We start from the raw sequence: 25,056 nt of genomic DNA on the forward strand, positions 1-25,056 counted from the left end.
CTATTGCCAGGGGATGGGTTGGCTATCATAATTGATGAATTGGCCGCTGTCATCGCTATCCAATCCCTCAATCACAGAACACATACCAGTGACAGATTGAACCGCAGTAATGAGAGCGTTTGGCCCGCCCATATCTGTCTTCACCCAGCCCGGATGAAGGATCGCGACGTTGAATGATAATTCGGCCCAATCAACAGCAAGGGAGTGAGCTGCTGCATTTAAAGCCGCTTTTGAGCTGCGGTACATATAACTGCCGCCAGAAGAATTATCTCCGATACTCCCCATTTTACTGGTGACAAATACAATTTTAGCGTTTTTGTTTAAGTTATTTTTAAGATTTCGCGTGAATAACATAGGAGAAATGGCGTTGACCTGAAGCACATGTGACCATTCGTCGGCTCCGATTTGCTCAATTGCAAGCCCTTTGCTGCCATAGATTCCAGCGTTGTTAATCAATATATCGATTTTGGTTCGCCCAAGTGCTGCAATAAATCCGCGATGTTGCGCTTCTTTAGTAATATCGAGCGCATGAATTGAAATGTGTTTCGTGAAGTCGAGTTTGAGCTCATCTAGCTCAGAGGCGCTGCTGGGATGACGACAACATGCAATAACATTGTCTCCACGGTTGAGATAATAGCGGCAAAATTCAAGTCCAAGGCCTCGGTTGGCCCCCGTAATCACAACAGTTTGACTCATTCCTTTCTCCTTAGTGCTGATAGCTTAAAATCAAGCAATCGATGACATTCCAATGTCATGAGTTGTTCAAATAGCTGAAAGTTCTCTTTTTCTTCTTGCCAGGATTTAAGCTTTGCTGGCGCGAGTGTTGATTCATCGAATTGGCTATTTACAAAATCTTTTGCTGTTTTTGGACCGAATCCTGAAATGCCAGGAATATCGCTGCCGCTTTCACCAGTGAGCGCCTTATACTGGGTCCAACATTGAGTGTTGATTCCAAATTTTTGAAGGTAGTTATCTCGGCTCAAGAATTTTTTGTTGAAGCCGTCATATTGGTGCACGTTGTCACTTAGAATTTGGCAAAAACCTTGATCCGTCGAGACAATGGTGACGGCCACCCCGTGCGCTTCGGATTTTACCGCCAAGGTTGCAATGACATCGTCGGCCTCATCATTATCGGGTAAAACGGAGTCTATTCCTGCTGCCCACCAAGTGTCTTGTATCAATGCTAAGTTAGATGATAGTTGCTCTGGTAACGGCGAGCGAGAAACTTTGTATTGGGGCCATAGTTGGTGACGCCAGCCGGGAGTATCTCCATCAAAAACGGCCACGGTATGCGTGGCCGATAACTGATTTAGTATGGTAAACATCATGCGTTCGGTTTGGCTTTGAACGCGTTCTATCGCATCACCTTGGTTCTCGTGAACTGCATAAATTCGACGAATCAGATTCATTGCGTCAAATACAACAAGGTGAGCGGCCATTAGGTCAGTACTTCATAGCAAGGGTGATACACAGAACCGGGCAATTTCATGCGACCTTGATCGACAAATGCTTGAAGTAACACATCGAGGCGCTTCATGAGTGCTTTGTCACCATCGAGTTTAAACGGTCCATGTTTTTCAATCGCCTTAATTCCACCTTCTTTTACGTTACCTGCAACGATGCCAGAAAAAGCTTTGCGCAGATCGGAAGCGAGTGACGCTGCAGGCTGATCGAAATGCAGATCAAGGCTCGACATCAAGCTATGATCCGGTTCGAACGGTAGTTGAAACTCCGGCTCAATGTGCAGTGACCAGTTGAAGTGATAGGCATCGCCAAGTGACTTACGGTACTTACGCACTTCAACCATTTTGTCTGAAATATAACGCGCCACAGCCAGTGGATCGTCAACAATGATTTTGTAACGCTTTTGTGCTTCTGCGCCCAATGTTGCACCGATAAATTCATCAATCTGGTTGAAGTATGCTTCACTGGATTTGGGACCCGTTAGTACAACCGGAAGTGGTTCATTGGCATTGTTGGGGTGCAGTAAAATACCTAATAAATAGAGCAATTCCTCTGCGGTCCCTGCTCCTCCTGGAAAGATAATCACGCCATGACCCAAACGCACGAATGCTTCTAGGCGTTTTTCAATGTCGGGCATGATCACGAGTTCATTCACGATTGGGTTTGGAGGCTCTGCTGCAATGATGCTGGGTTCGGTTAGACCAAGGTAGCGTGTGTTGGTGGCACGTTGTTGTGCGTGACCAATCGCTGCGCCCTTCATTGGCCCTTCCATAGCGCCAGGGCCGCAACCTGTCACAATATTAAGTTTGCGCAGGCCAAGCTGAAATCCCACCGCACGAGTGTATGAAAATTCTTCAGTTTTGATGGAGTGACCACCCCAACAGACGATCATATCCGGATTCGCTTGTGAATGAATCGCGCGAGCGTTGCGTAAAATATCGAATACGACGTGAGTAATATGATTAGAGCTGGTTAAGTTAATAACGCTGTTATTTTGATATTTGTTAGCAACGTACAAGATATCTCTTAATACGGAAAACAGATGTTCTTGAATACCTCGAATTAATTCTCCGTCAACAAATGCTGCGTCGGGTGGGTTTAGTAATTCGAGTTTAATTCCGCGCTCTCGGCGGAGCACGTTTATATCAAAGCTTTTATATAAATCGAGAATCTCTGCACTGTTATCTGTTTGTGCGCCCACATTCAATACTGCTAAACAACAGTTGCGAAACAAGCGGTACAGATCAGACGTGGATGTTTGCTTTAGCCGGTCGACTTCCAACTGTGAAAGTAGATCCATTGCTCCAACAGGATTAATTTGAGTGATCATAGGCGACCCTCCAGCCTTTTCGGCTTTTAGTTATTTGTCGGCCGCGATAATTTGATTGCGACCATTATTTTTTGCTTGATAGAGCGCTTTATCCGCGCGTTCAAACAAATCTAAACGGCTTTTAGAGAAATCGGCAGATGCAGCGCCAATCGAAATAGTGATTTGGAGCTTCTCTCCGCGATACACGAAAGGAATAGCTGCGACTTTATCGCACAGTTGTTGAAGGGCTATGGCGCAGTCTTTGGGACTTATTTCTGGCAGAATTGCAACAAACTCTTCACCTCCATAGCGTGCAACAAAGTCACTTGAACGTAACCACTTTTTCAATAAACGGCCCAAAGCCGCCAAGGTTTTGTCACCGGCAGTGTGCCCAAAAGTGTCATTAATTTTTTTGAAATGATCGATATCGATGACGGCTAAGTTGAGGTTTGAATCATATCGTTTGGCGCGCTCGAATTCGAGTTCATAGCGTTCATCAAATGCTGCTCGGTTGGGGATGTTGGTGAGTGAGTCGATGAATAGCTTTTGATGTTGTTCATTGAGCTGGACTTGATACTGCTGAGCTTCTTTCTCAAGTTGCACCAAGCGTTCATTCATGGTGCGCAAACTTGATTGCAACTTAGTTTCCAAATCCGTTTGATCGGATCGTTTTTCCAGCAAGTTGGAGATAGTATCAAGCCGGCTATTAATTTGAGTTTTGAGTTCTTCGAGTTTTTCACCTTCTTCCACATCAACAGACATATTTTGCAATTGTTGTCTAATTTGTTGCTCGGTGTGCTCTTTTAGCTCACGAAGCTTATCGGATGAGTCAAGAGATTCTCCAAGAGCCACATTGATCTTTTCTAGGCTCGCATTGAGTCGACTGAGAAATTGCTCTGAACCGCTTCGTTCGTTTTGTACCGCATCTAAAATAATACGCATTAAATCGGTGCAAACTGTGGCCACCGTATTGGCCGATTCGGCTTCTCTCAGGCGCTTACGTTGAGTGTTGATTTGAACGCTAATTTGTTCATCAAATTCAAAACTGTTGAGCACCTCAATGAGGTTGTCAACCAGTACAGCATTATTTTTTTCTAGTTGAGCATTGTCCGAATCGGAGCCTTGGTTTTGATGCAAATAAGCGAGTGTGTCTGCGTATAGCGATGACAAAGCCTGCATCAATGGTAAAAGTTGCGGTAAAATTAATTCGGGTTGCTGTGCTTGATCGATGATGAGTCGTAGCTGTCTACGAGTATCGGGTTCAAGACCTTTTGACTTTTGCAGCAACGAACTACTGTCGAGAAAACTTTTCTTAGCGCTTTGTAATTCAGCATCATTTTGCGAGGACTGTTGCTGCAATAGTTCTTCGACCTGCACAATCAGCGGCGAAATATTGTCTAAATCGGTATTTTTTTCAAGGGCAACGCGGAGTTTAGCCAACTTATTGTCGAGCTCGGTGAGTTGGCCTTTACAGGCTTGAGAAAGCCGGCCGATGAGTCGTCCTAGCACTTCTTGGTCTTGAGCAAACTTTGTTTCAAGCTCTCTATAAGCTTTATTGAGATCCTGCACTAATGTACTCCCAAAACTAACGAATATTCGAACGATCGAGCAAAGGCTGTTTCGTCTTTTTATTGTAGAAGCCGAAGCTAGTACGATTCAACTTAATGTCATGAGTTTTCTGACTCTTTTGAGACACCGGACGCCCCAAAAGACTGTTCTGGCCAGTGAATCTTGTTTTTCTCGAAGTTGCTGAACACCTTGATTAAACCTTGTTCAATGGCAAGCAACGTATTGTCGCGCGGATTACTCTGAAATAAACTGATGGGTATTGCATCGATGGCTTCGAGTCCAATCCAAGCATCGGCTTGTTCTCGGCTGGCAATATTTGACGCAACAGACAGCCCTAACAGCAAGATCTCACCGACTAGATTAACATCCACTGCTTTACTATTTTTCGGTAAAAAAGGATAGTTGATAAGCGCCATACTTAAGTGGCTTTGGGTGCTCAAACCCTGCGGCGAAAAGCCCGCAAGGGTATCTATAACTTGCTCAGCAGAGCGGAGCAGTGCCGAGCTCTCGGCTACGATGGCGATCACATCGTCACGCGGCTGAAAAATTCGTTCTTCTGGAAAGCGACTTTTTAAGAAGTTTCCAAATTTCATTTCCATTTTTGAGCCGCTGTCCATGCCCAGTTGTTCGTGAATGGTATGAAGTGTCGGGATGCGAACTACAATAATCTGTATGCCTTTGGGCTGATTGATATCGGCTCCAGATGCATACCAATTTTCTTGTAAGCGCTGAATTTGTTTGATTTCTCGGTCCAAGGTTTTATACATCACTGAAGCGTTTTGCAAGTCGGACATGGGGTGGTGAGTCGAACTGTGTATCGCTTGATTCAAGTCGTTGCGCTGAAGCTGTAATTTTCTTCTCAGGCCTAAAATAGAGCCGATCGATAGCACAATGATGACGAATAACCATGTGGCGTAGTTGATGTATTGTTTGACGTTATTTTCTGATTCTTCAATATCTAATTGAAGTTTGCTGATTTCAGATTGCAGTGTTTCTTGTGTATGAATTGATTGAATTTGAGAGAGCCTTTGATCGAGTGAAAACGATAATCGCTGCGTCATTGCTTTGAGTTTGTTGTTGAGCAGAGTATTTGCTTTTTCAAACTGCCCAGAACGTTGATAAAGGTCGATTAGGACAGTTTGAGTTTCAGCAAAGAACTCAGAGTTTGGTTGATCTTCTATAATCGCTGCGACGTCTTCAACCGTGATGAGTGCTTCGTCGATTTGGCCCTTGAGAGAGAGCATCTGCGCTTTCATTAAGCGGATGCGTAATAACCCCATTTCATTTTTAAGGATTCTAAATAGTTTTTCGGCATCTACAAGGTATTCGTTCGCCAATGTTTGATTACCAAGAACACGGTAAACATCTGAAATCGAGGCGCTTGTAATGGCGACGCCCATAGCTCGGTTGAGCTCGCGTTCATATTCCAGTGCATTGAGGTAAATTACCATGGCTTGATGGTAATTACCGTTAATCTTATATATATCTGCCAGAGTTCTTAACGTGATGGCCAGCGGAGCTGTATATCCTAGAGCTTGAAAGTCGGCAGCGGCAAGCTGCAGATGCTCAATCGCGTTTTCCGTTTTCCCTTGTTGTTTGTATACCATACCAATGAGTTGCATTGCTTTTGCTCTGAGTGACGGGTAGTCATCATTGGACGCAAAGTTAAGAGCATCGTAGAAAGCTTTGATCGCAAGATCATATTGCCTGAGGCCAAACTGACCTTCGCCCAGTATGAACATGGCATTGATTTTCAACTGCGGAATAGCACTACTTTCACTAAAAATAAGGGCGGTTTCTGCCGATTCGATGGCGTTGATATAGTGGTGTTGTTCGAGATTCAATTGCCCCGTCAAAATGTAAAGTCGAGTCAGCAATATATGAGAAAGGGTATCGTCTTCAGTGTATTTGGCACTGGACAATAAATTCAATGCTCTTTTAAGATATTGATCTCCCTTGTTAAATGATTGCTGTCGAGCAACTCGGTCAAGGGTGATGAAATAGTAACCCTCGGCTTCTGCTATGGGTTTTTGCAACGTAATGGCAAGATCTATGACCAGTCGAGCGTATGATGAATGATCGGCATTGGGTTGCAACATTGCGGCAGAACGGAGATAAATAAGCGTTGCGTAAACAACCTTATTGCGGGCGTCTAATGATAACGTCAGTAATGAGTGAACGCTATGGTCTGGTAGCATGTTGTCAATGAACTGCCTGCTTTGATGCAGTAGTTCGGGGTCGGTTGGATACCAATTGTTGTAATAGTGCTGTTTCCAGTCAATGTCATCTGCAGCATTGGCCCATGGGCTTACAACAAATACCAGTACCAGTAGCATCCTTGCGATTTTGAACATGTATATTGGTTTTGTACGAAATAGATAGTCGCCAGTGTAACGAACTAATTACGAGAGAAACAGGTTTCTTAATTTTTATGCTAAAACAACTATTTTTATTGCTACTGCTCTTGGGGGCTGGTCCGGCTTGGGCTGATGTAGAGATTCATCTCAAAGCAGCATCAACAGAACAGCATTTGCTTCAGGTCTCTCTTACGACCGATACAGTTGCTCCGGGAAACGTGATCTTCTCGATGCCTGTTTGGCGAACTGGTCGCTATCAACAATTGGATTTTGTGCATGCAATGACGGATCTAAAAGTGCTTGATAGTCGAGGGAATCTACTTGAGATTAACAAACTTTCAGATCACCAGTGGTCTGTTTCGTCGAACCGAAAACAGCGTCTTTCAATTAATTATTTACTGACAGCCAATGAACTTAGTTCTCGAACTCGCCACCTTGATGAAACTCATTTATTTGTTGATTTTGCTGCTGTAGCAATGGTGGTGGAAGGGCAACAAGAGCAGGCTGTGCGAGTCGAGTTAGATATTCCTGAGTCGTGGCACGTTCGCTCCGGATTAAAAGCCGGTAAAAACAGCCATGTGTTATGGGCCGAAAACTATCAAATATTGATTGATAGCCCAGTAGAAGCAGGCATTCATCAATATCGCTCGTTCAAGTCGCACGGTAAACTTATTGAGCTGGTGGTGTGGGGTGATACGCCTGCAGATCTTGAACAGTTGGAACAGGACATTGCAGCAATAGTTGTTGCCTCATATGAGCTTTGGGGCAGTTTCCCGTTTGAGCGCTACGTGTTTATGCTTCACGCCACTGATAATGTGCGCGGCGGTACCGAACATCTTAATTCCACCATTATGCAGTGGGATCGATTTAAGTTTAACGACGATAAGAATTACCTCGATTTTATGGGCTTAGTTGCCCATGAGTTTGTGCATACTTGGAATGTTAAAGCCTATCGACCCGCAGCTTTTGTCCCCTATGAGTTGACCAAGCGACATCATTCCCCATTGCTTTGGTTTGCCGAAGGTTCCACCAGTTATTTACAAGAGAAATTATTACTTAAATCTGGAGTGATGACCGAAGACGATTTTCTAGAACGTTTGAGCAAACGTCTAGAGCGCCATGCGCAAAAACCAGGTGGACGTCATCAATCGGTTGCTGATGCGAGCTGGTATTCGTGGATCCAGCATTCAGGCCAGCATCGTCATAACTTTTTTGCCAACATTTATGATGAAGGCTTTCTGGTCACTTGGTTGATGGATCAATGGTTATTGCAACAATCAGATAATAAGTATGGCGTTGGCGCGTTACATCGCAACCTGTACAAAGCATATAGCTTGCCGAACGGCCTGACTGAACAGCAGATCATTGATGAAATGGGGCGCTTAACGCAAAATGTGGAAGGTGCCGAACAATGGTGGCAAACCACGGTTCATTCTCCTTTTAAACTTCGCGCATCTTCTTCCTTAGATGATCTGGGTTTTATGTTGGACTTCACTGATAAAAAGGCATCAATGCAAGCTGTATTGGTGGCTAATAACGATGGTTTGATGGTGCAGACCGTGATTAAAGGTGGTGCGGCTTGGCATGCAAAACTGAGTGCCAACGACCGCATTATCGCGATCAATGGCTTTGCCGTGAACTCTGAAAACTATGAGCGTATTCAGCAGAGCTGGAGCGTAGGGCAAACCCTTCAATTACATGTGTTTCGGCAAGGCCGTTTAACTGAACTCAACATAGAGCTTGCCGAGGTTGAAACCATTCAAGGTATTAAAGAACTGCCCGGTAGCTCCGACGCACAGTTGCAGTTGCGTCAGAGCTGGCTAGACAACCATTAGTCCTCTATTGACGAACCATACGGAATGCGGCTGGCATTGATTCAAAATTAGAACGAAATGGATTAATGTCCAGCCCGCCACGTCGAGTGTAACGCGCTTGCACAGTGAGCAGTTTGGGGGCGCAAAAACGCATAATATCGGTGTAGATTCGCTCAACGCATTGCTCATGAAATTCATTGTGCTGACGAAATGAAATCAAGTAGCGCAATAACTTCTCTTGGTTGATTGGAAGCCCTGTGTATCGGATTTGAACCGACCCCCAATCGGGCTGTCCTGTAATCAGACAGTTTGACTTGAGCAAATGACTCACAACAAAATGTTCCTCAATCGTGCCATCTGGTTCTACTGAGTTCTCTAAATATTCAGCGCAGAATTGAAAGTCAGTGACCTCAATATCGAGATCATCAATGCATTCGCCCTGCAAGTTTTTCATCGGCAACATACCGAATTGTTCAGACTGCAATAGCTCTACAGATACAGGTGCTTTTGCGCATTGCGACAGATCCCGGGCCATTAGATCGCTGACGTGTTCCACAGACTCGAATCGGCTTTGATTAAAGCTATTCAGGTAGAGTTTGAAAGACTTTGATTCAATCAAATTATCGCTTTCGCATGGAATTCTAAATAAGCCAATGGCGACACATGGCTTGCCTTTGCTATTGAGCCATGAAATTTCATAGCCGGTCCAATCATCGTGGCCGTCAAAAGGTAGCGCATCAGCGCTGATGCCGATATCATCTCGATTCAGCGTGCGGGGCACAGCTTGAAGTTGAGTTGCATCGTAGTGGTCTGGATAGCTTGTTTGTTGACCAAGCGTTAGCCCTTCGAGCTCTGGAGCAGTGTCGTATTTTGGCATGAGATACAATTCTGAAAGCAATTCTTATAAAATCATTCAGTACAGTGTAAAAGGCATCGAACAAAGTGGAAACCGAAAATAGCATTCAATCTCACCTTCTTCAGTTTATTGAGCGTTGCAGAGTTGAATATCAGCAGGTCCATCAGGCGTGGCCAACGGTTGAAATTGATTCAGATTGGGTATCACCATGCACACCGCAAGGGAGTGATGGTGAGGCCGTCATTTGGACTCCGGTGAAACGTCCACTGAATGATAGCTTTGATAAAGTTGAATCTGCTATGTCGGTCACATTGCATGATGCAGCTAAACAGTATTGGACATCGGTATTTAGCGAAAACATAGCCCTGCAATATGATGACTTGGAAATCGAGCTGCTATTGCCTTGGAATCAAGATGATTTTGAGCGATTTCAAGAAAACTTAGTAGGACACCTGCTCACGCAGCGTCGGTTCAAATTGGAACCGACGGTTTTTATCGGTTTGGTTATTGATTCTGAAGTGATGGTGGCGATTGATGATGACGGCCAGGTTGTTTTGGAAATTCCGGGCCGCAAGGCACATCGCACGCTAGCAACCGACTTTCTGTCATTTATTGAGCAATCTTCACCGTACAGTCAGGCTTAATATGGAGTGCGTCATCCCGACGCACTTATTGAATACTACTTTGCTTCAAGCGCTGTCACTCGTTGCTGAAGTTCTACTACAAGACTTACCAATTCCTCATGAGTTATTTGGCGAGTTTCTTTTTTTGATTCTGAACTACTCAAAGGCTGTTCAACTTTCAGGGCTGCAATGCCCTCATTTTTGATCAACAACTGAGCGGCGTGAACCGCGGGCATGAGAATTCCAAGCGGTATAGGTTGAGGTAAAAAACGTTTGACGCGTGCAACAGTAATGTCTTGATTGTTTTCAGCAACCTTACGGACTGCTGCATGAATGATGGTTTGATAGTCGGCCATTTCAACGATTCCTCGGTATTGATGCCGCATTGTAACCTAAAGTTGATCGTGATCTTGCTCTTATAGTCATCAATTTATCCCTTTAAAACGTGTTCCGTCCCCCAATTATTCAGACACTTTATATCTTCGTGTTGCTCATAATTTATCCGCAAATTAGTTTCTTTAGCAGGTTGGTGTGCTTATTTGGATGAAGGGACATTATGACAACAGCGGCTATCACGGTTCGTTTGGCGTATTTGGGAGCAGAGGAAAGTAACATGGCAGCAAGTTTGCTGTATCAGGCTTACCATGACGACCCTATGTTTATGAAAGTATTTGATGCATCTAAGTTGGCTTATGAGCAGAAACTCAGAGCATTATTTCGAGAAGAGCTGGACGTTTTTTGGCAATACGAACAGCCGGTTATTGGAGCATTTGAAGGCGAGACTCTATTGGGGGTGAGCTGCATTAATTTACCTGAATCTCCGCTTGGTGGAGAACGTTTTTGGAATTGGCGTATGAAAATGCTGATGTCCGCAGGGGTTGTGAGTACTGGGCGATTGATTGAAAAAGAACAGCGCATTGCGCAAGCAATGCCAAATCACCAATGTCATCAACTGAGCTTGATTGCTGTTGCGCCCAATTATCAGAAGCAAGGTGTTGGCGAAACTTTACTCTGCGGTGTGGATTGCCTTGTGGAAGAACATTTAAATTCGTCGGGGTGCGCCATATTTGTGAGCAACCAGAATGCTGCTCATTGGTTAAACCAACATGGTTACAACGCCATCCAGGAGCTTAGTTTTTCTAATTTTGAAGGGTCTTTGTTGTTTAAAGAAGCTCAAAAAATAGATAAATGCCCGTAGCCTTGTGAGATATCTCTTACATGTGTGTGCGAGTAATTTTCTTTTGGTATTATGGATAATTCGGCTATTTGTATTTAACTGTTTGATTATTAATAGCTTTTTATTTGTTAAAGAAATGTTTCTTTTTTGTTCTTTTTTATAACTTACTTGTGGCTTTATTGCTGGATTTTGAATTTGGAGTACAGTAGTTTTCAAGGTCAGCCGAGCAACAATGGATGTTGCAGCTCATAGGAAGTGAGCGCGATGCCGGTTGCATAGAGAAGGATACTCGGTTAAAAGCAGGTACGCTATTAAACCTCAGTTCGTCAGGATGATGAATAGGAGACTCTAGTCAGGATGACGCAAGGGGAAAGAAGGTAGGAACGCTTAATTTTAGCGGCAGTATGGATACTGGGACATCTACGATGGATGTTGCGGGGAGTGAGCTGGATGCTTGCGAGAGCCCGAGGTTGTGAAAACAGCCTCGGGCTTTTTTGATGGTTCTTTAAATAGCCAAATTTTACGCGTTTGAATGGACTCAAGATTATCCACTCACTTTAAAACGACTCACCAATTCTGATACCTCAGTAGACTTATGCATCACCTGAGTGTTGGCCTCGGTCACTTGCATTGTAATGGCAAATGTTTCTTCAGCGATGGTTTTAATTCTCATACCATTTTCAGAAATTTGCTCGGCGGTTGTGCTTTGCTGCTCTGCTGCTGTTGCTATTTGCGCATTCATTTCGGCTATTGTTTGCACTGCTCCAGTCATTTGCTCTAACACTTCGCCGGTCAAACCTGCTCGTTCTACCACTTGGTGAGCGCGATTCTGGCTGCTCGTCATGGCTTTCACAGCGGCCGCGCTTTCTGATTGCAATCGTTCAACCACATCTCTAATAGAGCTGGTGGATTCTTGCGTTCGTTGAGCTAAGGTTCGAACTTCATCGGCCACAACGGCAAAACCACGCCCCTGTTCACCCGCTCGAGCAGCTTCAATGGCTGCGTTCAGCGCTAACAAATTAGTTTGTTCTGCAATGCTACTAATAACATCCATTACTGTACCAATTTCATGGCTACCCGATTCGACGCGTCCAATAGCGAGCGAGTTTTGTTCAATGTCGGATGCAAGATCTTGAATGCCTGATACCGTTTGTTGAACAACGCTTCGGCCATTTTGAACGTCTTTGTCGGCGTTTCGAGTTGCTTCTGCTGCATCGGTCGCATTGCGAGATACTTCTTGCACGGTGGCCGCCATTTGAGTCACAGCGGTGGCGATTTGATCATTCTCAGATTGCTGATTAGAAGTGGCTTGCTGAGCAGAGTGAATCAGGGCGGTGATGCTTGATAGCTCTTTGGTCAGTTCAGTCATGGTGTTTTGGATCAATGCGATAGTGGTTGATTGGCCATCAAGAAAGTGATTAAACGCCACTTCCAATTGTCCGAGTTCATCTGAGCGCTGAACATTAAATCGTTGCGTCAAATCACCTTCACCATCCGCGATGTCTAAAATTCGCTCTTTCACTTCAAGAATCGTATTGGCAATGGCGCGTGCTGCAAAGTATGACAATACAAAGACGATGATCATGCCCAAAGCAGCCACCAAAACGATACTGAGTTGAGCGCTCTGAACAGTTTGTTTGGCTCGTTGGTTCGCAATTTCAGATTCTCTTTCAGTAAGCTCAGTCAACTGATCAACAACTTTCCGCATGCTATCAAATTTCATTTGTGATTCATTTAAACCGAGTTCAAATGCTTTATTGGGATCGGAAGACGACATGATTTCGACTTCGTCCGATACGATCCGCCATTGTTCTAATAGCTCGTCGAAACTTTTATATAGGGCGAGTTGCTCCGGAGATGTTGCGAGTTTTTCTGCTTTCTTTACGCGCTCAAGAGCCTGCTCGATGTTGTCATCATGATCTTGTTTAAAGGTGTTGAATCGAGCGTGAGATGAAGGCATAAATACTAAGGTACGTTCGGCAACGAGCGACTGGTATAGATCTCGATCTGCTTGAAGCAGATAGTTAAGGCGAGGCAAAATATTTGAAGATACTTCTTCTGTATCTTGACTTAAATGATTCATGGCGGCGGTACCGAACCCCATGACAATAACAATGACCACTAAGTAAAGCCCAGCAGTCAGAACTTGCTTCCATACGAAACTGATATTGTTAAACCATTTCACCCGCACCCAGCCTTTTGTACACAACAAGTAATGGATACTCTAAAGTTAGCCTTTCAATTTCAATATTGCATAAAAAATCACAATTTGGTGAGCGCGCAAGAAACCTAAACCAAATTCTATTTAGGTTTCCTGATCCGGTGGTTTCACTAAGAGCGGTTAGTATGAAATAGCTGTCCAATAGCTATCGACAATTGTTCTGAGCGATGGGGCAGCCTCAGTGCTGACAAACATGCAGGGCGGCATTGGGGCAAACCATTTAAATCAGCAACGAGCGCGGCAAAGACCTGAAAATTGTTGGTGAGTCTCACGACTGACTCTAAATACTCCAACACTCGTTCAGGTGTGTTTAAAACGCTCCACCAACGTGCGCCTACTGTAATCACATGATCAATTGAGGGGGCTGAATTAAGTGTTTGAGTTAGCTCACCAATAAGGACGTTTTGAGGCGCTCCGGAGATGGCTCGAATCCAAAATGGGTCGCGTTTATCAGCGCCAAACCTTAACAGTGATTCAACGACGACAGCAGGCAATAGCGCATGCTCTAAAACCTGAGATAGCGCATTAAATGCAGGCACAGGGAGCTCGGCTAAACGTGCAGCAAGCTCGGTCTTTATTGTTGATTCACAAAGGCGCTCTCCAACATCAGCTATGCCTTGTATCCCAAGTGTTTGCCAGCCTTCAGCGGTCGGTTGTTGGCAGAAATATTGATAAGCCGATTCGAAATAGATGGACGCGGGTTGGTGCAGATCATTTCTAATCTTAGCATTGAGAACTGCGAGCTTTTCGTCACTGGGTTTGAGTGAATATGGATGATTATTGAGGGCTTCAGTATTGCTATCAGAATTTGCCAAATCCTCTCCCAGCGCTTCGATCACCATTCGAAGAAAGTCATCTCGAGCGCCAAAGAGTAATTTGTTTTGTTCATCCAATGGAAATTTCAACAACCACAAATAGGGTGTTTGCGCCATTTCAGGCTTTGAAAATACGATTGCAAAACACGCATGGCCTTGAATTGGGCTTGGATAAGCTTTCGCGCCTTGTTCGAATGCAACAAAGTCATCGCGCGAGATTTTAAAAACGCGTCTTCCTAATTCAAATACTTTGAACTGGCAGCCGCCTAAGGTTAAAACTTCTGCGATAGTGCTCATAAATTTACTCGTCTACGATGGATGAAAGGCGGCATTGTAGGAGATGTTTGGGCAAGAATACAAAACTGTTACACTTGCGCGCACTTTTTAAGGGGTGATTTAACTTAGGAAATGCTTCTGATGTGCTCGCAAAAGTTCGCTGTATTACTGGAACAACTTCAAATCGAGCTAGAACAGCTTGGTATGTGGCAGGATACGCCACCGTCGCCTGTGGCGTTAGCGAGTCAGGCTCCTTTTTGTGTCGATACACTCAGACTGGAGCAATGGTTACAGTTCATTTTTATTCCTCGAATACGTATTTTATTGGACTCTAAAGCGGATCTTCCCAATACAATGACTATTCTCCCATTAGCAGAGGAAGTGTATAAAAATAAGCGGCTTGAATGCTCTGGCTTGCTCAACGTGTTGGGACAAATTGATGGACATGCATGATTACCCAGGGCCACTGACAATATTGTACCGAGATGAATCGATCGTTGTGATTGATAAACCGGCCGGTTTATTGGTTCACCGAACAGCACTAGCGCGTCGAGAAAAGTGGTTTGCGATGCAAATGCTACGTGATCAAATTGGACTGCATGTGTTTCCCGTTCATCGTTTAGATAGACCGACATCTGGTGCCATGATATTTGCGTTAAACGCGGAAGTCGCTCGTTTGCTATCGGTTCAATTTGAACAACATAGCATTGAAAAATCTTATATAGCTTTAGTTCGAGGTTGGCTTAATCATGCCGCTGTGTTGAATTACGCGCTCAAAGAAGAGCTCGATAAAATAGCTGATAAAAAAGCCAATCAAGACAAACAAGCACAAGAGGCGGTTACGCAATACAGCCCCATTGCTTTATTTGAGCTTCCTATTGCCGCGGGGCGTTACCAAACCGCACGATATAGCCTGTTAAAATTACAACCTAAAACCGGTCGAAAGCATCAATTAAGACGCCATATGGCTCATTTGCGTCACCCTATTATTGGCGACACGACTCATGGCGATGGCAAACAAAATCGAGCATTTGCAGGAGCGACTGAAGTATCTCGGTTAATGCTACATGCACACTCGCTGGACTTCACACACCCTGTTACACAACAACACATGGCACTTTGTGCGCCTTTGCCGTCAGACTGGCAAGGATTGTGTGGTCAAGACATATGGCCGTGCTCAACTATTTCCCCCTTTATTTAACGTATCAATTCATACTCGGAGACCTTTAGTCATGAATAAACTTGCAATCATTGTTGGCTCTGTATTTGGCGGTGCATCGGCGCTGGCTGAAGAGATTGGAGAAATGGCCTCTCATCATGGGGTCGAATACGAAGTGTTGGAGGACCCAACTCTTGCTCAGTTAGAGGGCGCAGATTTCTGGCTATTTGTGACCTCTACCACCGGTCAAGGTGATGTTCCTCCTAATTTGGAGCCGTTTGTCGAGGAGCTACGTGAACAGTTTCCAATGTTAGGGCACACCCAAACATCGATTCTTGCGCTTGGGGATAGTAGTTATTCAGATAGTTTTTGCGGTGCTGGAAAACAAGTACAAGAGCTTTTAGAAGAGCTGGGGTCAAACCAAGTTCTTGAGATGTTGAAAATTGACGCATGTGAGTATTTTGAGCCTTTAGAAGGGGCCAAAAAATGGTTAGATGAGCTTTTTGAACATGCCTAAAATTCCGATGTGTTAAAAAAGTGCATTTGTTTCGATTGGTAAAAAATAACAGGGATTTTACTTGTCACAAAATGGTGCAAAAAAGAGACCGTTCCCAATAAAATAAAGCGCAATCTAGATCACATAAGCGCTAATTCCACCCTTGAAATGTGATCGTTGTCATTGTCCTGTTACGGTCTCATGACTAACATCAGCGCCAAGTTAAGGAGTTTGCTGAACGGCAAAAAACCTTAACATTCAAATAACAGAGGCGGTGTAGACTTTCACACAAGAAATGCAGCCGTCTTTGGTTAAGGGGAATTGGACATGGCGTCTTTAAAAAAGTTCCGAGAAAAAAGTGATTTTTTTTAAATGGAATATGACAGTTCAATTTTTTCGACTATCTTTACTTGGTGTACGGAGTTCCGTGCACGAGAAAAGTGCAACGAATCTTGGCTAGATTCGTCTAACAATAAGAATACATATCGCACATAGCGATTGCCCATTCTGGGTTTTGAGCAGGGCATTCCTGCCGAGGTATTTAGGTAACGAGCGCTTAGAGCACTCAACATAATAACTGATAAGGGAAGTCATCATGACTAACATCAAAGCACTTGCTGCAGCTGTGTCTGCAGTCCTATTAACTGCGAGCGCAACAGCAGTTGAATTTCACGGCTATGCCCGTGCTGGCCTTTCTTCTACAGGCGACGGTGGTGAGCAGTCTTGTTACGGTAGTGGTGGTGCAGGTCACCTCGCTGGTCGCTTGGCTGACGAATGTGATACTTACGTTGAACTGGACTTCCAGCAGGAACTATACAATCAAGGTGGTAAAAAATTCCGCGTTGAATTCATGCCTGTATTCACTTCTGAAAATGATTTCCAAGGCAACTCGGCTCAGTGGAACAGTACTTATCAAAACCCAGCAGATGAGGATCGAGTAGAAGCATGGCGTGGCGGTGATTGGTCTATGCGCCAAGCGTATGTTGCTGCTGATGGTATTCTAAACTTCGCGCCAGAAGCTAGTTTGTGGGCAGGTAAGCGCTTCTACCAACGTAAAGATATCCACATTATGGATTGGTACTACCTGAACAACTCAGGTTACGGTGTTGGTATTGAAAATGTTGAAATGGGCGCGGGCAAACTGTCTGTCGCATGGATCAACATGGACCAACACGTGGGTGACGGAAGCGAAGACAAAGATGAGCAAGGCCGTTACCAAAATATTGTTCAAAGCAACAAATTAGATATTCGCTATGCCGGTATTGAGTTGTGGGAAGGTGCTTCATTAGAATTGGCCGCTATTTACGGTTGGGCTGATTTAACTGATTACCAAGACGACGCTGGCTACGATGACGAAGACGGTTACTTCCTGACTGCTGAAATCAGCCATGGCTTGATGGGCGGCTTCAACAAAATCGTTGTTCAATATGCTGCGGACTCAATGGGTGATTCTGCATATGACAACCACGGTGGTGAGTCTTCACTGTCTACTCCTTGGTGGGGTGGTTCAAAAGAATCTTCATTCCGCGTCATCGATTGGGGTGTTGTAAACCTGAGTGAGACAATTGAACTCGGTTACTCGTTCATGTATGCAGCAGCTGAAACTTTCGACAGTGAATTGGCTGAAGACGAACCAACTCGTATCAGTGCTGTATTGCGCCCAATGTACAAGTGGGATGACGTGATGAAGACTACATTAGAACTTGGTTACACTAAAGAAGACGATGTAGGTAGTGGTGAATCAGTAGATTTGTCTAAGATCGTTGTTGCTCAAGAGTGGTCTGCTGGCCCAAGCTTCTGGTCTCGTCCAACAATTCGCGTCTACGCGGGTTCATTCTTCGGTGACGCTGCTGAAAACCGTGATGATGACGGCAACCTTCGCTTCGGTGCTCAGATGGAAGCATGGTGGTAAGCCACATAATGCATCCATAGTTGACGCATAACACAATAAAACCCTCGATGGCCTTGCTATTCGGGGGTTTTTTATTTAGTTTCTTGAACAATTTAAAATGTTTTGTGTCTTAATATCAAAGCTATATTTATCTAAGGGGAGTTGAGTGAAACGCACGTTGTTATCGGTGCTCACCACCGCAGTGTTAGTGGGTGGATTATCTGGGTGTTCTTCTATTTCTGGAGATACAGCTTCATCGACATATCAAGAAAAGTCGGCAGCTGCACTGTCTTCCGCTCTGAGTTCTGCGTCGGATTGCTGTGAAGATTTGTCTCAATTGCCATTTCAGTCATTGCAAATTGGTGATGATATTAATGTGGTTTTAGACGAGACTTCACCGGCTCATGATTTCCATGATGGTAAAAGCTATTTCTCAGCCTACAAATTGCCTGACAATGTGCCAACGTTTAGCGTCTTTGTTCAAAGTCGAGCGGAGAAAACGGTATTCGCTCCATCTGTCTTATTGTTAGATGCGAATCGCCAGCCAGTGCGAGTTATTCCTGCATCGTCTGCAGTGTATAAACCTGCTGAAATGTTCACGCCAGACTCGCTGAATTTGGCCTTTAATATTGAACGTTCATATCTAGATAACCCGAAAACTGAATATTACATGGTGTTGTTCACAACACCTCAAGATGCACTGGGTGAAACCCAAATGATTCACCCTGCAAAAACAGCTGCAGAGCGCAGTAATACGACACCACCAGATATTGCAGATCCCATCGCAAAACATTCATCGGGTGGTTTAGTCAATTTGTACATTGCTGCTGGCAATGTGACGTCAAACCAAGGCGTATTGACTCAAATGGGTAATTCGGTTAACTCTTGGTTTGGACAAGGCTCTGTAGATAATGGAGCTTCAGGCGTAGCTGTTGGAACTACCGCTGCCACGGTTGCCGCAACGAGTTCAACGGCTTTGCCGCCACAACCCATTGTCAATTCGGTACCCGAACGCTCTCCTGTCGCTGGTATGCAGGTTCAGAGTGCTGCACCAACGTCTGCAGCTGCAATGCTCAAAGAAACCGAGACATTTTATAATCAGTTGATTAGCGCTAAAGTCACAGAGGGTGATATTGACAGTGCAATGAAGTTGGTTGAGGAAGCCGAACGAGCGGGCTCTAAAAGCGCTCGTAAATCGTTTATCGATGCCGTAAAACAACTTAAATAGTTTTAAGATTGTATGGTGAAAAAAGCCTTTCTTTTAAGAAAGGCTTTTTTGTGCCTGAGCGTTTACAAATAAAAAGCCAATCTTCAGAGGATTGGCTTTAGAGTGGCTTAGTGTGAAGGCTCTGATTGGTTAGCGCAAAGTCATGTTTGCAAGCTCAGCGTCTAACCCCCTTTCGCAGTAATCTTGTTTCCAACTAATCTAAGGATGCGCATAGGAATCGGTTGTGTTGGCTACACTTTGTAGCTTTTCTTTCAACTCGTTCTTAATGTCATCGGGGAGTGCTTCGCCTAGTTCGGTGGAAAGGCTAAAGAAATCTTCGGCGCGTTCACCAACGGTCGAGATTTTTGCAGCATGTAAGCTGAGTTTCATTTCGTGAAATAGTGTCGCAACGTCAACCAGTAGTCCGGGCCTATCTAGAGCGATCAGCTCCAACATGGTTCGATTGTCTTTTTCGCTAGTGATGTATTTGACCTGAGCTTCAACGTTAAAGTGCTTTAACTTTCGCTCCATTTTAGGTTGGCGGTAGGGTTCGTCACAATCATTGGTGATGCAATAACGAATACTCTCGGTGACTTCGTCAATTCGACTTTGCCCCGTGAGAGGAGTGCCATCGCGCTCTAAAATCACGAAAGTATCGACTGTCACTCCGTCTTTTGTATTCATAATTTGAGCGTCGTGAACGTCGAGATTTTTTCGATCCAGTACTTTAACTGTATTCATGAATAAATTCGGAGTGTCGTAAGTGTACAAAAATAGTTCAGTGCTATCGCGTTGAGGTATCTCAGACAATGCAATGAGCGGCTCGCTTGAGTCACCATGAGCAATAATGTTGTGTGTATGCCAAGCAACTTGCTCAGGGCTGTGTCGCACAAAGTACTCGGCTTTGAAGCGTTGCCAGACCAAATCGATTTGCTCACGCTCAACGGTCTCGTGGATGAGCTCTAACGCGCTATTCTGGGTTTCTTCAATATGACTCGCAATATCCACATTGTGGCTTAAGCCTTGTGATAAAACAGCGTGTGTAGCGCTATAGAGCTCACGTAATAAAGCACCTTTCCAGCCATTCCAAAGGTTGTCGTTGGTCGCTCGAATGTCAGCGGTGGTTAAGCAGTACAAGTACTTCAAGCGAGTGACATCGCCAATTTTTTGAGCGAAGGTCGAAACCACTTCTGGATCTTGGATATCACGTTTTTGAGCCGTAACAGACATGATCAAGTGTTGCTCTACTAACCAAGCGACCAGTGATGCTTGTTCTTGGTCGTAGCCGTGGAATAAACAGAATTCAAGTGCATCAACTGCGCCAAGTTCGGAGTGATCACCGCCCCGACCTTTTGCAATATCATGAAATAGAGCGGCTAAAAACAACAAATCAGGTTCATTTATTTGCGCCATAACGCCGCGCGTGTGCGGGAATTGTTGAGCAAATTCGGCCCGTGTGAGTCGATATAAATTTTTGGTCACGCGGTAGGTGTGTTCATCGACCGTAAAGGCATGAAACAGATCGAATTGCATTTGCCCAACGATACGTTCCCATTGCGGCATGTAGCTCGATAAAATGCCATATCGATGCATAAAGGCAATCGGACGTCCTGGCCCGCGAGGGTGACGCATTAACTTGACGAAAAGTTCACGGCATTCCGGCAGGTGTTGCAGGTAACCCTTGATTTGACGTCGAGATACACGCAATTTACGAATACAGTGGGCTGAAATGCCCGTGATATTTCTGTTGTCGGCCACATGCAGTAGCAACTGAATGTAGTTTTCTGATTTGTCGAACACACTTGGATGGCGTAGACCGATGTTGTTACCGCGCATCAAAAAGTCGTTATCGAGCAGCGTGACTGGAGCCGTCGAGTAACTTTCCAAAAATGCATCATCAAACAGCTGCAATAACATTTGATTGAGTTCAATGACTTGCCGAATCGTTTGATAAAGGCGTTTCATCATTTTTTCTACTGATGAATTGCCTTCGTCGCAGTACCCTAACTCACGTGCAACTTCGGCTTGGTAATCGAACAGTAATCGATCTTCTGAACGATTGGTTACCATGTGCAAAACAAACCGTACTTGCCATAAAAACTTTTGACATTGTTCAAGCTCTTCATGCTCGTCTACGGTAAGAAAACCATGTTCGACTAATTGCCCAAGTTCATCGGCACCAAAGTGGTTTTTGACCACCCAACCAATATTTTGGATGTCACGCAAGCCGCCTGGGTTTGCTTTGACATTGGGTTCTAAGTTGTACGCAGTGTCGTGGTATTGATCGTGCCGCTTGATCTGCTCTTCCATTTTGGCTTGGAAGAACTTATGCGAAGGCCAGAATGACTTTGATTTAACTTGGGTTTCTAATTGGCTATAGGGCTGACTGTCGCCAGAAATTAAGCGCGATTCCATTAGATTTGTGGCAATCGTAATGTCTTCTTTACCTAAACTAATGCATTCTTTTCCTGAGCGAACACTGTGGCCAACTTCTAGGCGAATATCCCATAGTAAGGTAATGAACTGGCTGATCTTTGCTTCAGTTTCGGGATCGATAGCGTTATTACTGAGAAGCAGCAAATCAATATCTGATTGAGGATGCAATTCACCTCGCCCATATCCGCCCACAGCGACAAGAGACAAACCACTCACTTGTTCTAATTCTACATGCCACCACAAGTGTTTCAGCAGCTTATCCATGAAACGGCTACGTGCCCGAACTAAATGAATAATCGAAGTGCCATTGTGGTACTGAGAACTGAGCCAATCTAAGCATTGGTCATGTAACTTTCGAAACGTCATCATCCGTTCTGAACGATCGTACTTACTAAAATCTACGTCAAACTGCGGCATTAAATTTCTCGTTTAGCATTGCGGCTTTATATGTTTTTAACAGCTCAGGCATTCAGGCTTGAGCCTATTAATTATTGTGGAGCACTCGGTCAATTGTTTCGTCGCTGCGAAGGGTTAAAATTTCGCAACCGGTCTTCGTCACTAGTAAGGTGTGTTCCCATTGGGCTGAGTTCTTTCTGTCTTTGGTGTAAACCGTCCAGCCGTCGTCGTCATCCAGCTCGGTGTAACGTTTCCCACTATTGATCATTGGCTCTATGGTAAAGCACATGCCAGCTTCCATCTTGCGGCCATCTTTATGTTTGTAATGAACAATTTGCGGGTCTTCGTGAAACACTTCTCCAATGCCGTGGCCGCAATACTCTTGCACGATGGTGTAGCGAACCGCGCCTTGTTTTTTGCTCTTGATGTACTTATCGATGGTGTTACCAATGTCATCAAATCGAGCGCCGGCTCGAACTTTACGAATAGCCTCATACAGACTTTCTTGAGTCACTGACGCCAAACGGCGATCGGCTGCTGAAACCTCACCGACGAAAAACATTTTGCTGGTGTCGCCATGAAACCCATCTTTGATGACGGTGATGTCAATATTAACGCAATCACCGTCTTTCAAAATGCGGTTGTCATCTGGAATCCCATGACATACGACCTCATTTATAGAGGTGCAAATTGACTTCGGAAAACCATGATAATTGAGCGGAGCAGGCACTGCTCCTTGAACATCTACGATGTAGTTGTGACAAATACGATCGAGTTCGCCTGTACTCACGCCAGACTTGACGTGTGGGGCGATCATCTCTAACACGTCCGCCGCTAAGCGACCCGCAATTCGCATTTTTTCAATTTGTTCAGGTGTTTTTATCGTAATGCTCATTCATTATTCCAAGGTGTCAGTAAAAATTTCACATTCATAGGCTAGTTTTTACTGTCTTTAAGGCGAAAAGTGCCACAGTTAAATTGTTCCAGACCGGCATGTATGGTATAAAGCGCGCCGACAATACGCAAATGTCATTGGCATTGCGACATTGTCAGAATCCGTGGCTTGTTTTGCAACTTGTAATTCAAGCTAATAATCACACACACACGTCGACACATGCGCCGGGGTGCCCGAAAGGGTCGGATGTATGGGATGTGTGGAGGCCTAACCCCAATAACGAGGTAAATTATGGCAAACGTATCAATGCGCGACATGCTTAAAGCTGGCGTACACTTTGGTCACCAAACACGCTACTGGAACCCACAGATGAAGCCTTTCATCTTTGGCGCTCGCAACAAGGTTCATATCATCAACCTTGAACAAACAGTTCCAATGTTCAACGACGCGTTGAACTTCCTTTCTAGCGTTGCTTCAAAGCGCGGTAAAATCTTGTTCGTAGGTACTAAACGTGCTGCGAGTGAGTCTGTGAAAGAAGCAGCTGTACGCAGTGGTCAATACTATGTAAACCACCGCTGGTTAGGCGGCATGTTGACTAACTGGAAAACAGTTCGTCAATCAATCAAGCGTCTTAAAGACCTTGAGTCTCAAAGCCAAGACGGCACATTTGAGAAGCTGACTAAGAAAGAAGGTTTGATGCGCACCCGTGAAATGGAAAAGCTTGAGAAAAGCTTGGGCGGTATCAAAGACATGGGCGGCCTGCCTGACGTGATTTTCATCATTGATGCTGACCACGAACACATCGCGGTTAAAGAAGCGAACAACTTGGGCATTCCAGTTGTTTCTGTTGTTGATACTAACTCTTCTCCAGCAGGTGTTGACTACGTCGTTCCTGGTAACGACGATGCGATTCGCGCCATTCAACTGTACACCAATGCAGTTGCTGACGCAGTTATCGAAGGCCGTGACAGCAATACTGTTGCAGCTAAAGATGGTGACTTCGTCGAAGAAGCAGCAGCGGAGTAAATAAGGAACTCTTGATTGAGCCCTTATAAGCCCAACAAGATTCTGTTGGGTGTAAAGGGGCCGAAAGGCCCCTTTTTGTTACAACTACTTTCTATATCAGAAACCTGAGGATACTAGACATGGCGATTACAGCTGCCCTGGTAAAAGAGCTTCGCGAGCGCACTGGCGCTGGCATGATGGATTGTAAAAAAGCATTGGTAGAAACAGATGGCGATATCGATCTAGCGATTGAGAACATGCGCAAATCTGGCCAAGCTAAAGCGGCTAAGAAAGCCGGTCGTATTGCTGCTGAAGGTGTTGTGATTGCACGCACTGGTGGTGGACAAGCGGTGTTGGTTGAGCTGAACTGCGAAACTGACTTCGTAGCACGTGACGAAAGCTTCTTGGCATTTGCCAACAAAGTTGCTGACTTAGCGTTTGAAAAGAAAATTGGCGACATTGAAACATTAAAAGCAGCTGACTTGGATGGCCTTTCTGTTGAAGAAACACGTGCCAACTTAGTTGCTAAAATCGGCGAAAACATGAACGTTCGTCGTGTTGTTGTGTTTGAAGAAGGCGAGACTGTAGGTAGCTACATTCACGGCGGTCGTATCGGCGTATTGGTAGGTATCAATGGCGGCGACGAAGAATTAGCGAAAGACTTGGCAATGCACGTTGCTGCAAGCAAGCCAGATTTCGTAACTCCAGCAGATGTTCCTGCTGAAGTTGTTGAGAAAGAAAAAGCAATCCAAGTTGACATCGCAATCAACTCTGGTAAGCCTGCTGAAATCGCAGAGAAAATGGTTGTCGGCCGCATGAAGAAGTTCACTCATGAAGTGAGCATGACAGGCCAACCGTTTGTCAAAGATCCTTCGATCTCAGTTGAGCAATTGCTGAAATCTAAGGGCGCTACTGCCGTTAACTTCGTACGTCTCGAAGTTGGTGAAGGTATCGAGAAGAAAGAAGAAGATTTCGCAGCAGAAGTTGCTGCTCAAATCGCTGCTGCTAAGCAGTAATCTTTTTTCGAAAAAACAGTATACTTATGCTGTTCAGATGTACCGCCTTTCTGGCGGTACATCTCCATATTCTC

At 44.7% G+C, this 25,056-nt stretch carries 21 protein-coding genes; 10 read left to right on the top strand and 11 right to left on the bottom strand.

The window, feature by feature from the left end:
* The 5 genes from NAF29_RS05370 to NAF29_RS05390 all read right to left on the bottom strand — a co-directional run bounded on the left by NAF29_RS05370 (position 1) and on the right by NAF29_RS05390 (position 6,696).
* Complete coding sequence (locus NAF29_RS05370; protein ID WP_251260468.1) at positions 1-696, bottom strand: SDR family oxidoreductase; 696 nt, start codon at positions 694-696, stop codon at positions 1-3.
* The gene (locus NAF29_RS05375) at positions 693-1,439 is read right to left on the bottom strand and encodes a flap endonuclease Xni (RefSeq protein ID WP_251260469.1); all 747 of its coding nucleotides are present in this window, start codon (positions 1,437-1,439) and stop codon (positions 693-695) included. Before NAF29_RS05375 ends, NAF29_RS05370 begins: the two co-directional genes overlap by 4 nt.
* On the bottom strand, positions 1,439-2,794 hold the full coding sequence (gene ppnN, locus NAF29_RS05380) for a nucleotide 5'-monophosphate nucleosidase PpnN (RefSeq protein ID WP_251260470.1): 1,356 nt from the start codon (positions 2,792-2,794) through the stop codon (positions 1,439-1,441). Before ppnN ends, NAF29_RS05375 begins: the two co-directional genes overlap by 1 nt.
* Before the next feature lie 30 nt (positions 2,795-2,824).
* Positions 2,825-4,342: a GGDEF domain-containing protein gene (locus tag NAF29_RS18390; protein WP_251260471.1), complete on the bottom strand. Its 1,518-nt coding sequence runs from the start codon at positions 4,340-4,342 to the stop codon at positions 2,825-2,827.
* Between the two features lie 98 nt (positions 4,343-4,440).
* Entirely contained in the window at positions 4,441-6,696 is a 2,256-nt protein-coding gene (locus NAF29_RS05390) for a tetratricopeptide repeat protein (protein WP_251260472.1), read from the bottom strand.
* 77 nt (positions 6,697-6,773) lie between these two features.
* Between NAF29_RS05390 and NAF29_RS05395 the strand changes: the two genes are divergently transcribed.
* On the top strand, positions 6,774-8,534 hold the full coding sequence (locus NAF29_RS05395; protein WP_251260473.1) for a M61 family metallopeptidase: 1,761 nt from the start codon (positions 6,774-6,776) through the stop codon (positions 8,532-8,534).
* Between the two features lie 4 nt (positions 8,535-8,538).
* On the opposite strand, the gene queF is transcribed toward NAF29_RS05395, so the two are convergent.
* Positions 8,539-9,390: an NADPH-dependent 7-cyano-7-deazaguanine reductase QueF gene (gene queF, locus NAF29_RS05400; protein WP_251260474.1), complete on the bottom strand. Its 852-nt coding sequence runs from the start codon at positions 9,388-9,390 to the stop codon at positions 8,539-8,541.
* Between the two features lie 65 nt (positions 9,391-9,455).
* Between queF and syd the strand changes: the two genes are divergently transcribed.
* The gene (gene syd / locus NAF29_RS05405) at positions 9,456-10,013 is read left to right on the top strand and encodes a SecY-interacting protein (protein ID WP_251260475.1); all 558 of its coding nucleotides are present in this window, start codon (positions 9,456-9,458) and stop codon (positions 10,011-10,013) included.
* 35 nt (positions 10,014-10,048) lie between these two features.
* Here the strand turns inward: syd and NAF29_RS05410 are convergent, their stop codons facing one another.
* Entirely contained in the window at positions 10,049-10,378 is a 330-nt protein-coding gene (locus NAF29_RS05410; RefSeq protein ID WP_251260476.1) for a hypothetical protein, read from the bottom strand.
* 170 nt (positions 10,379-10,548) lie between these two features.
* Between NAF29_RS05410 and NAF29_RS05415 the strand changes: the two genes are divergently transcribed.
* Positions 10,549-11,190 carry a GNAT family N-acetyltransferase gene (locus tag NAF29_RS05415; protein WP_251260477.1) on the top strand — a complete coding sequence of 214 codons (642 nt, stop codon included), beginning with the start codon at positions 10,549-10,551 and terminating at the stop codon, positions 11,188-11,190.
* A 523-nt stretch (positions 11,191-11,713) separates the two neighbouring features.
* Here the strand turns inward: NAF29_RS05415 and NAF29_RS05420 are convergent.
* Both NAF29_RS05420 and NAF29_RS05425 read right to left on the bottom strand, forming a co-directional pair.
* Entirely contained in the window at positions 11,714-13,354 is a 1,641-nt protein-coding gene (locus NAF29_RS05420) for a methyl-accepting chemotaxis protein (protein ID WP_251260478.1), read from the bottom strand.
* Between the two features lie 146 nt (positions 13,355-13,500).
* Positions 13,501-14,502: a DUF3549 family protein gene (locus NAF29_RS05425; RefSeq protein ID WP_251260479.1), complete on the bottom strand. Its 1,002-nt coding sequence runs from the start codon at positions 14,500-14,502 to the stop codon at positions 13,501-13,503.
* Between the two features lie 120 nt (positions 14,503-14,622).
* Here NAF29_RS05425 and NAF29_RS05430 point away from each other — a divergent pair, with 120 nt between their 5' ends.
* The 5 genes from NAF29_RS05430 (at position 14,623) to NAF29_RS05450 (ending at position 19,255) form a co-directional block, all read left to right on the top strand.
* Entirely contained in the window at positions 14,623-14,934 is a 312-nt protein-coding gene (locus tag NAF29_RS05430) for a YqcC family protein (protein ID WP_251260480.1), read from the top strand.
* Positions 14,921-15,682: a tRNA pseudouridine(65) synthase TruC gene (truC, locus tag NAF29_RS05435; protein ID WP_285817609.1), complete on the top strand. Its 762-nt coding sequence runs from the start codon at positions 14,921-14,923 to the stop codon at positions 15,680-15,682. Before NAF29_RS05430 ends, truC begins: the two co-directional genes overlap by 14 nt.
* 31 nt (positions 15,683-15,713) lie before the next feature.
* Entirely contained in the window at positions 15,714-16,157 is a 444-nt protein-coding gene (locus tag NAF29_RS05440; RefSeq protein ID WP_251260481.1) for a flavodoxin domain-containing protein, read from the top strand.
* A gap of 574 nt (positions 16,158-16,731) precedes the next feature.
* Positions 16,732-18,048: a maltoporin LamB gene (gene lamB / locus NAF29_RS05445; RefSeq protein ID WP_251260482.1), complete on the top strand. Its 1,317-nt coding sequence runs from the start codon at positions 16,732-16,734 to the stop codon at positions 18,046-18,048.
* Between the two features lie 145 nt (positions 18,049-18,193).
* The gene (locus tag NAF29_RS05450) at positions 18,194-19,255 is read left to right on the top strand and encodes a MalM family protein (protein WP_251260483.1); all 1,062 of its coding nucleotides are present in this window, start codon (positions 18,194-18,196) and stop codon (positions 19,253-19,255) included.
* Positions 19,256-19,453: 198 nt separating this feature from the next.
* Here NAF29_RS05450 and glnD read toward each other — a convergent pair whose 3' ends face one another.
* Together glnD and map are read right to left on the bottom strand one after the other, a co-directional pair.
* Positions 19,454-22,087 (bottom strand): [protein-PII] uridylyltransferase, encoded by a 2,634-nt coding sequence (gene glnD / locus NAF29_RS05455; RefSeq protein ID WP_251260484.1) that lies wholly within the window; start codon positions 22,085-22,087, stop codon positions 19,454-19,456.
* Positions 22,088-22,154: 67 nt separating this feature from the next.
* On the bottom strand, positions 22,155-22,961 hold the full coding sequence (gene map / locus NAF29_RS05460; RefSeq protein WP_251260485.1) for a type I methionyl aminopeptidase: 807 nt from the start codon (positions 22,959-22,961) through the stop codon (positions 22,155-22,157).
* A 291-nt stretch (positions 22,962-23,252) separates the two neighbouring features.
* Between map and rpsB the strand changes: the two genes are divergently transcribed.
* The gene (gene rpsB, locus NAF29_RS05465) at positions 23,253-23,987 is read left to right on the top strand and encodes a 30S ribosomal protein S2 (protein ID WP_251260486.1); all 735 of its coding nucleotides are present in this window, start codon (positions 23,253-23,255) and stop codon (positions 23,985-23,987) included.
* A 119-nt stretch (positions 23,988-24,106) separates the two neighbouring features.
* On the top strand, positions 24,107-24,982 hold the full coding sequence (gene tsf / locus NAF29_RS05470; protein ID WP_251260487.1) for a translation elongation factor Ts: 876 nt from the start codon (positions 24,107-24,109) through the stop codon (positions 24,980-24,982).
* Positions 24,983-25,056 lie beyond the last annotated feature (74 nt).

This window comes from Echinimonas agarilytica (assembly GCF_023703465.1).
In the GTDB taxonomy this organism is placed as follows: domain Bacteria; phylum Pseudomonadota; class Gammaproteobacteria; order Enterobacterales; family Neiellaceae; genus Echinimonas; species Echinimonas agarilytica.

Coding starts and splice junctions, on each gene's coding strand:
- NAF29_RS05415 (WP_251260477.1), top strand. CDS start 10,549: ATGACAACAGCGGCTATCACGGTTCGTTTGGCGTATTTGGGAGCAGAG.
- NAF29_RS05425 (WP_251260479.1), bottom strand. CDS start 14,502: ATGAGCACTATCGCAGAAGTTTTAACCTTAGGCGGCTGCCAGTTCAAA.
- ppnN (WP_251260470.1), bottom strand. CDS start 2,794: ATGATCACTCAAATTAATCCTGTTGGAGCAATGGATCTACTTTCACAG.
- NAF29_RS05395 (WP_251260473.1), top strand. CDS start 6,774: ATGCTAAAACAACTATTTTTATTGCTACTGCTCTTGGGGGCTGGTCCG.
- tsf (WP_251260487.1), top strand. CDS start 24,107: ATGGCGATTACAGCTGCCCTGGTAAAAGAGCTTCGCGAGCGCACTGGC.
- NAF29_RS05430 (WP_251260480.1), top strand. CDS start 14,623: ATGTGCTCGCAAAAGTTCGCTGTATTACTGGAACAACTTCAAATCGAG.
- queF (WP_251260474.1), bottom strand. CDS start 9,390: ATGCCAAAATACGACACTGCTCCAGAGCTCGAAGGGCTAACGCTTGGT.
- map (WP_251260485.1), bottom strand. CDS start 22,961: ATGAGCATTACGATAAAAACACCTGAACAAATTGAAAAAATGCGAATT.
- NAF29_RS05390 (WP_251260472.1), bottom strand. CDS start 6,696: ATGTTCAAAATCGCAAGGATGCTACTGGTACTGGTATTTGTTGTAAGC.
- NAF29_RS05410 (WP_251260476.1), bottom strand. CDS start 10,378: ATGCGGCATCAATACCGAGGAATCGTTGAAATGGCCGACTATCAAACC.
- glnD (WP_251260484.1), bottom strand. CDS start 22,087: ATGCCGCAGTTTGACGTAGATTTTAGTAAGTACGATCGTTCAGAACGG.
- truC (WP_285817609.1), top strand. CDS start 14,921: ATGGACATGCATGATTACCCAGGGCCACTGACAATATTGTACCGAGAT.
- NAF29_RS05370 (WP_251260468.1), bottom strand. CDS start 696: ATGAGTCAAACTGTTGTGATTACGGGGGCCAACCGAGGCCTTGGACTT.
- NAF29_RS05375 (WP_251260469.1), bottom strand. CDS start 1,439: ATGGCCGCTCACCTTGTTGTATTTGACGCAATGAATCTGATTCGTCGA.
- lamB (WP_251260482.1), top strand. CDS start 16,732: ATGACTAACATCAAAGCACTTGCTGCAGCTGTGTCTGCAGTCCTATTA.
- NAF29_RS05440 (WP_251260481.1), top strand. CDS start 15,714: ATGAATAAACTTGCAATCATTGTTGGCTCTGTATTTGGCGGTGCATCG.
- rpsB (WP_251260486.1), top strand. CDS start 23,253: ATGGCAAACGTATCAATGCGCGACATGCTTAAAGCTGGCGTACACTTT.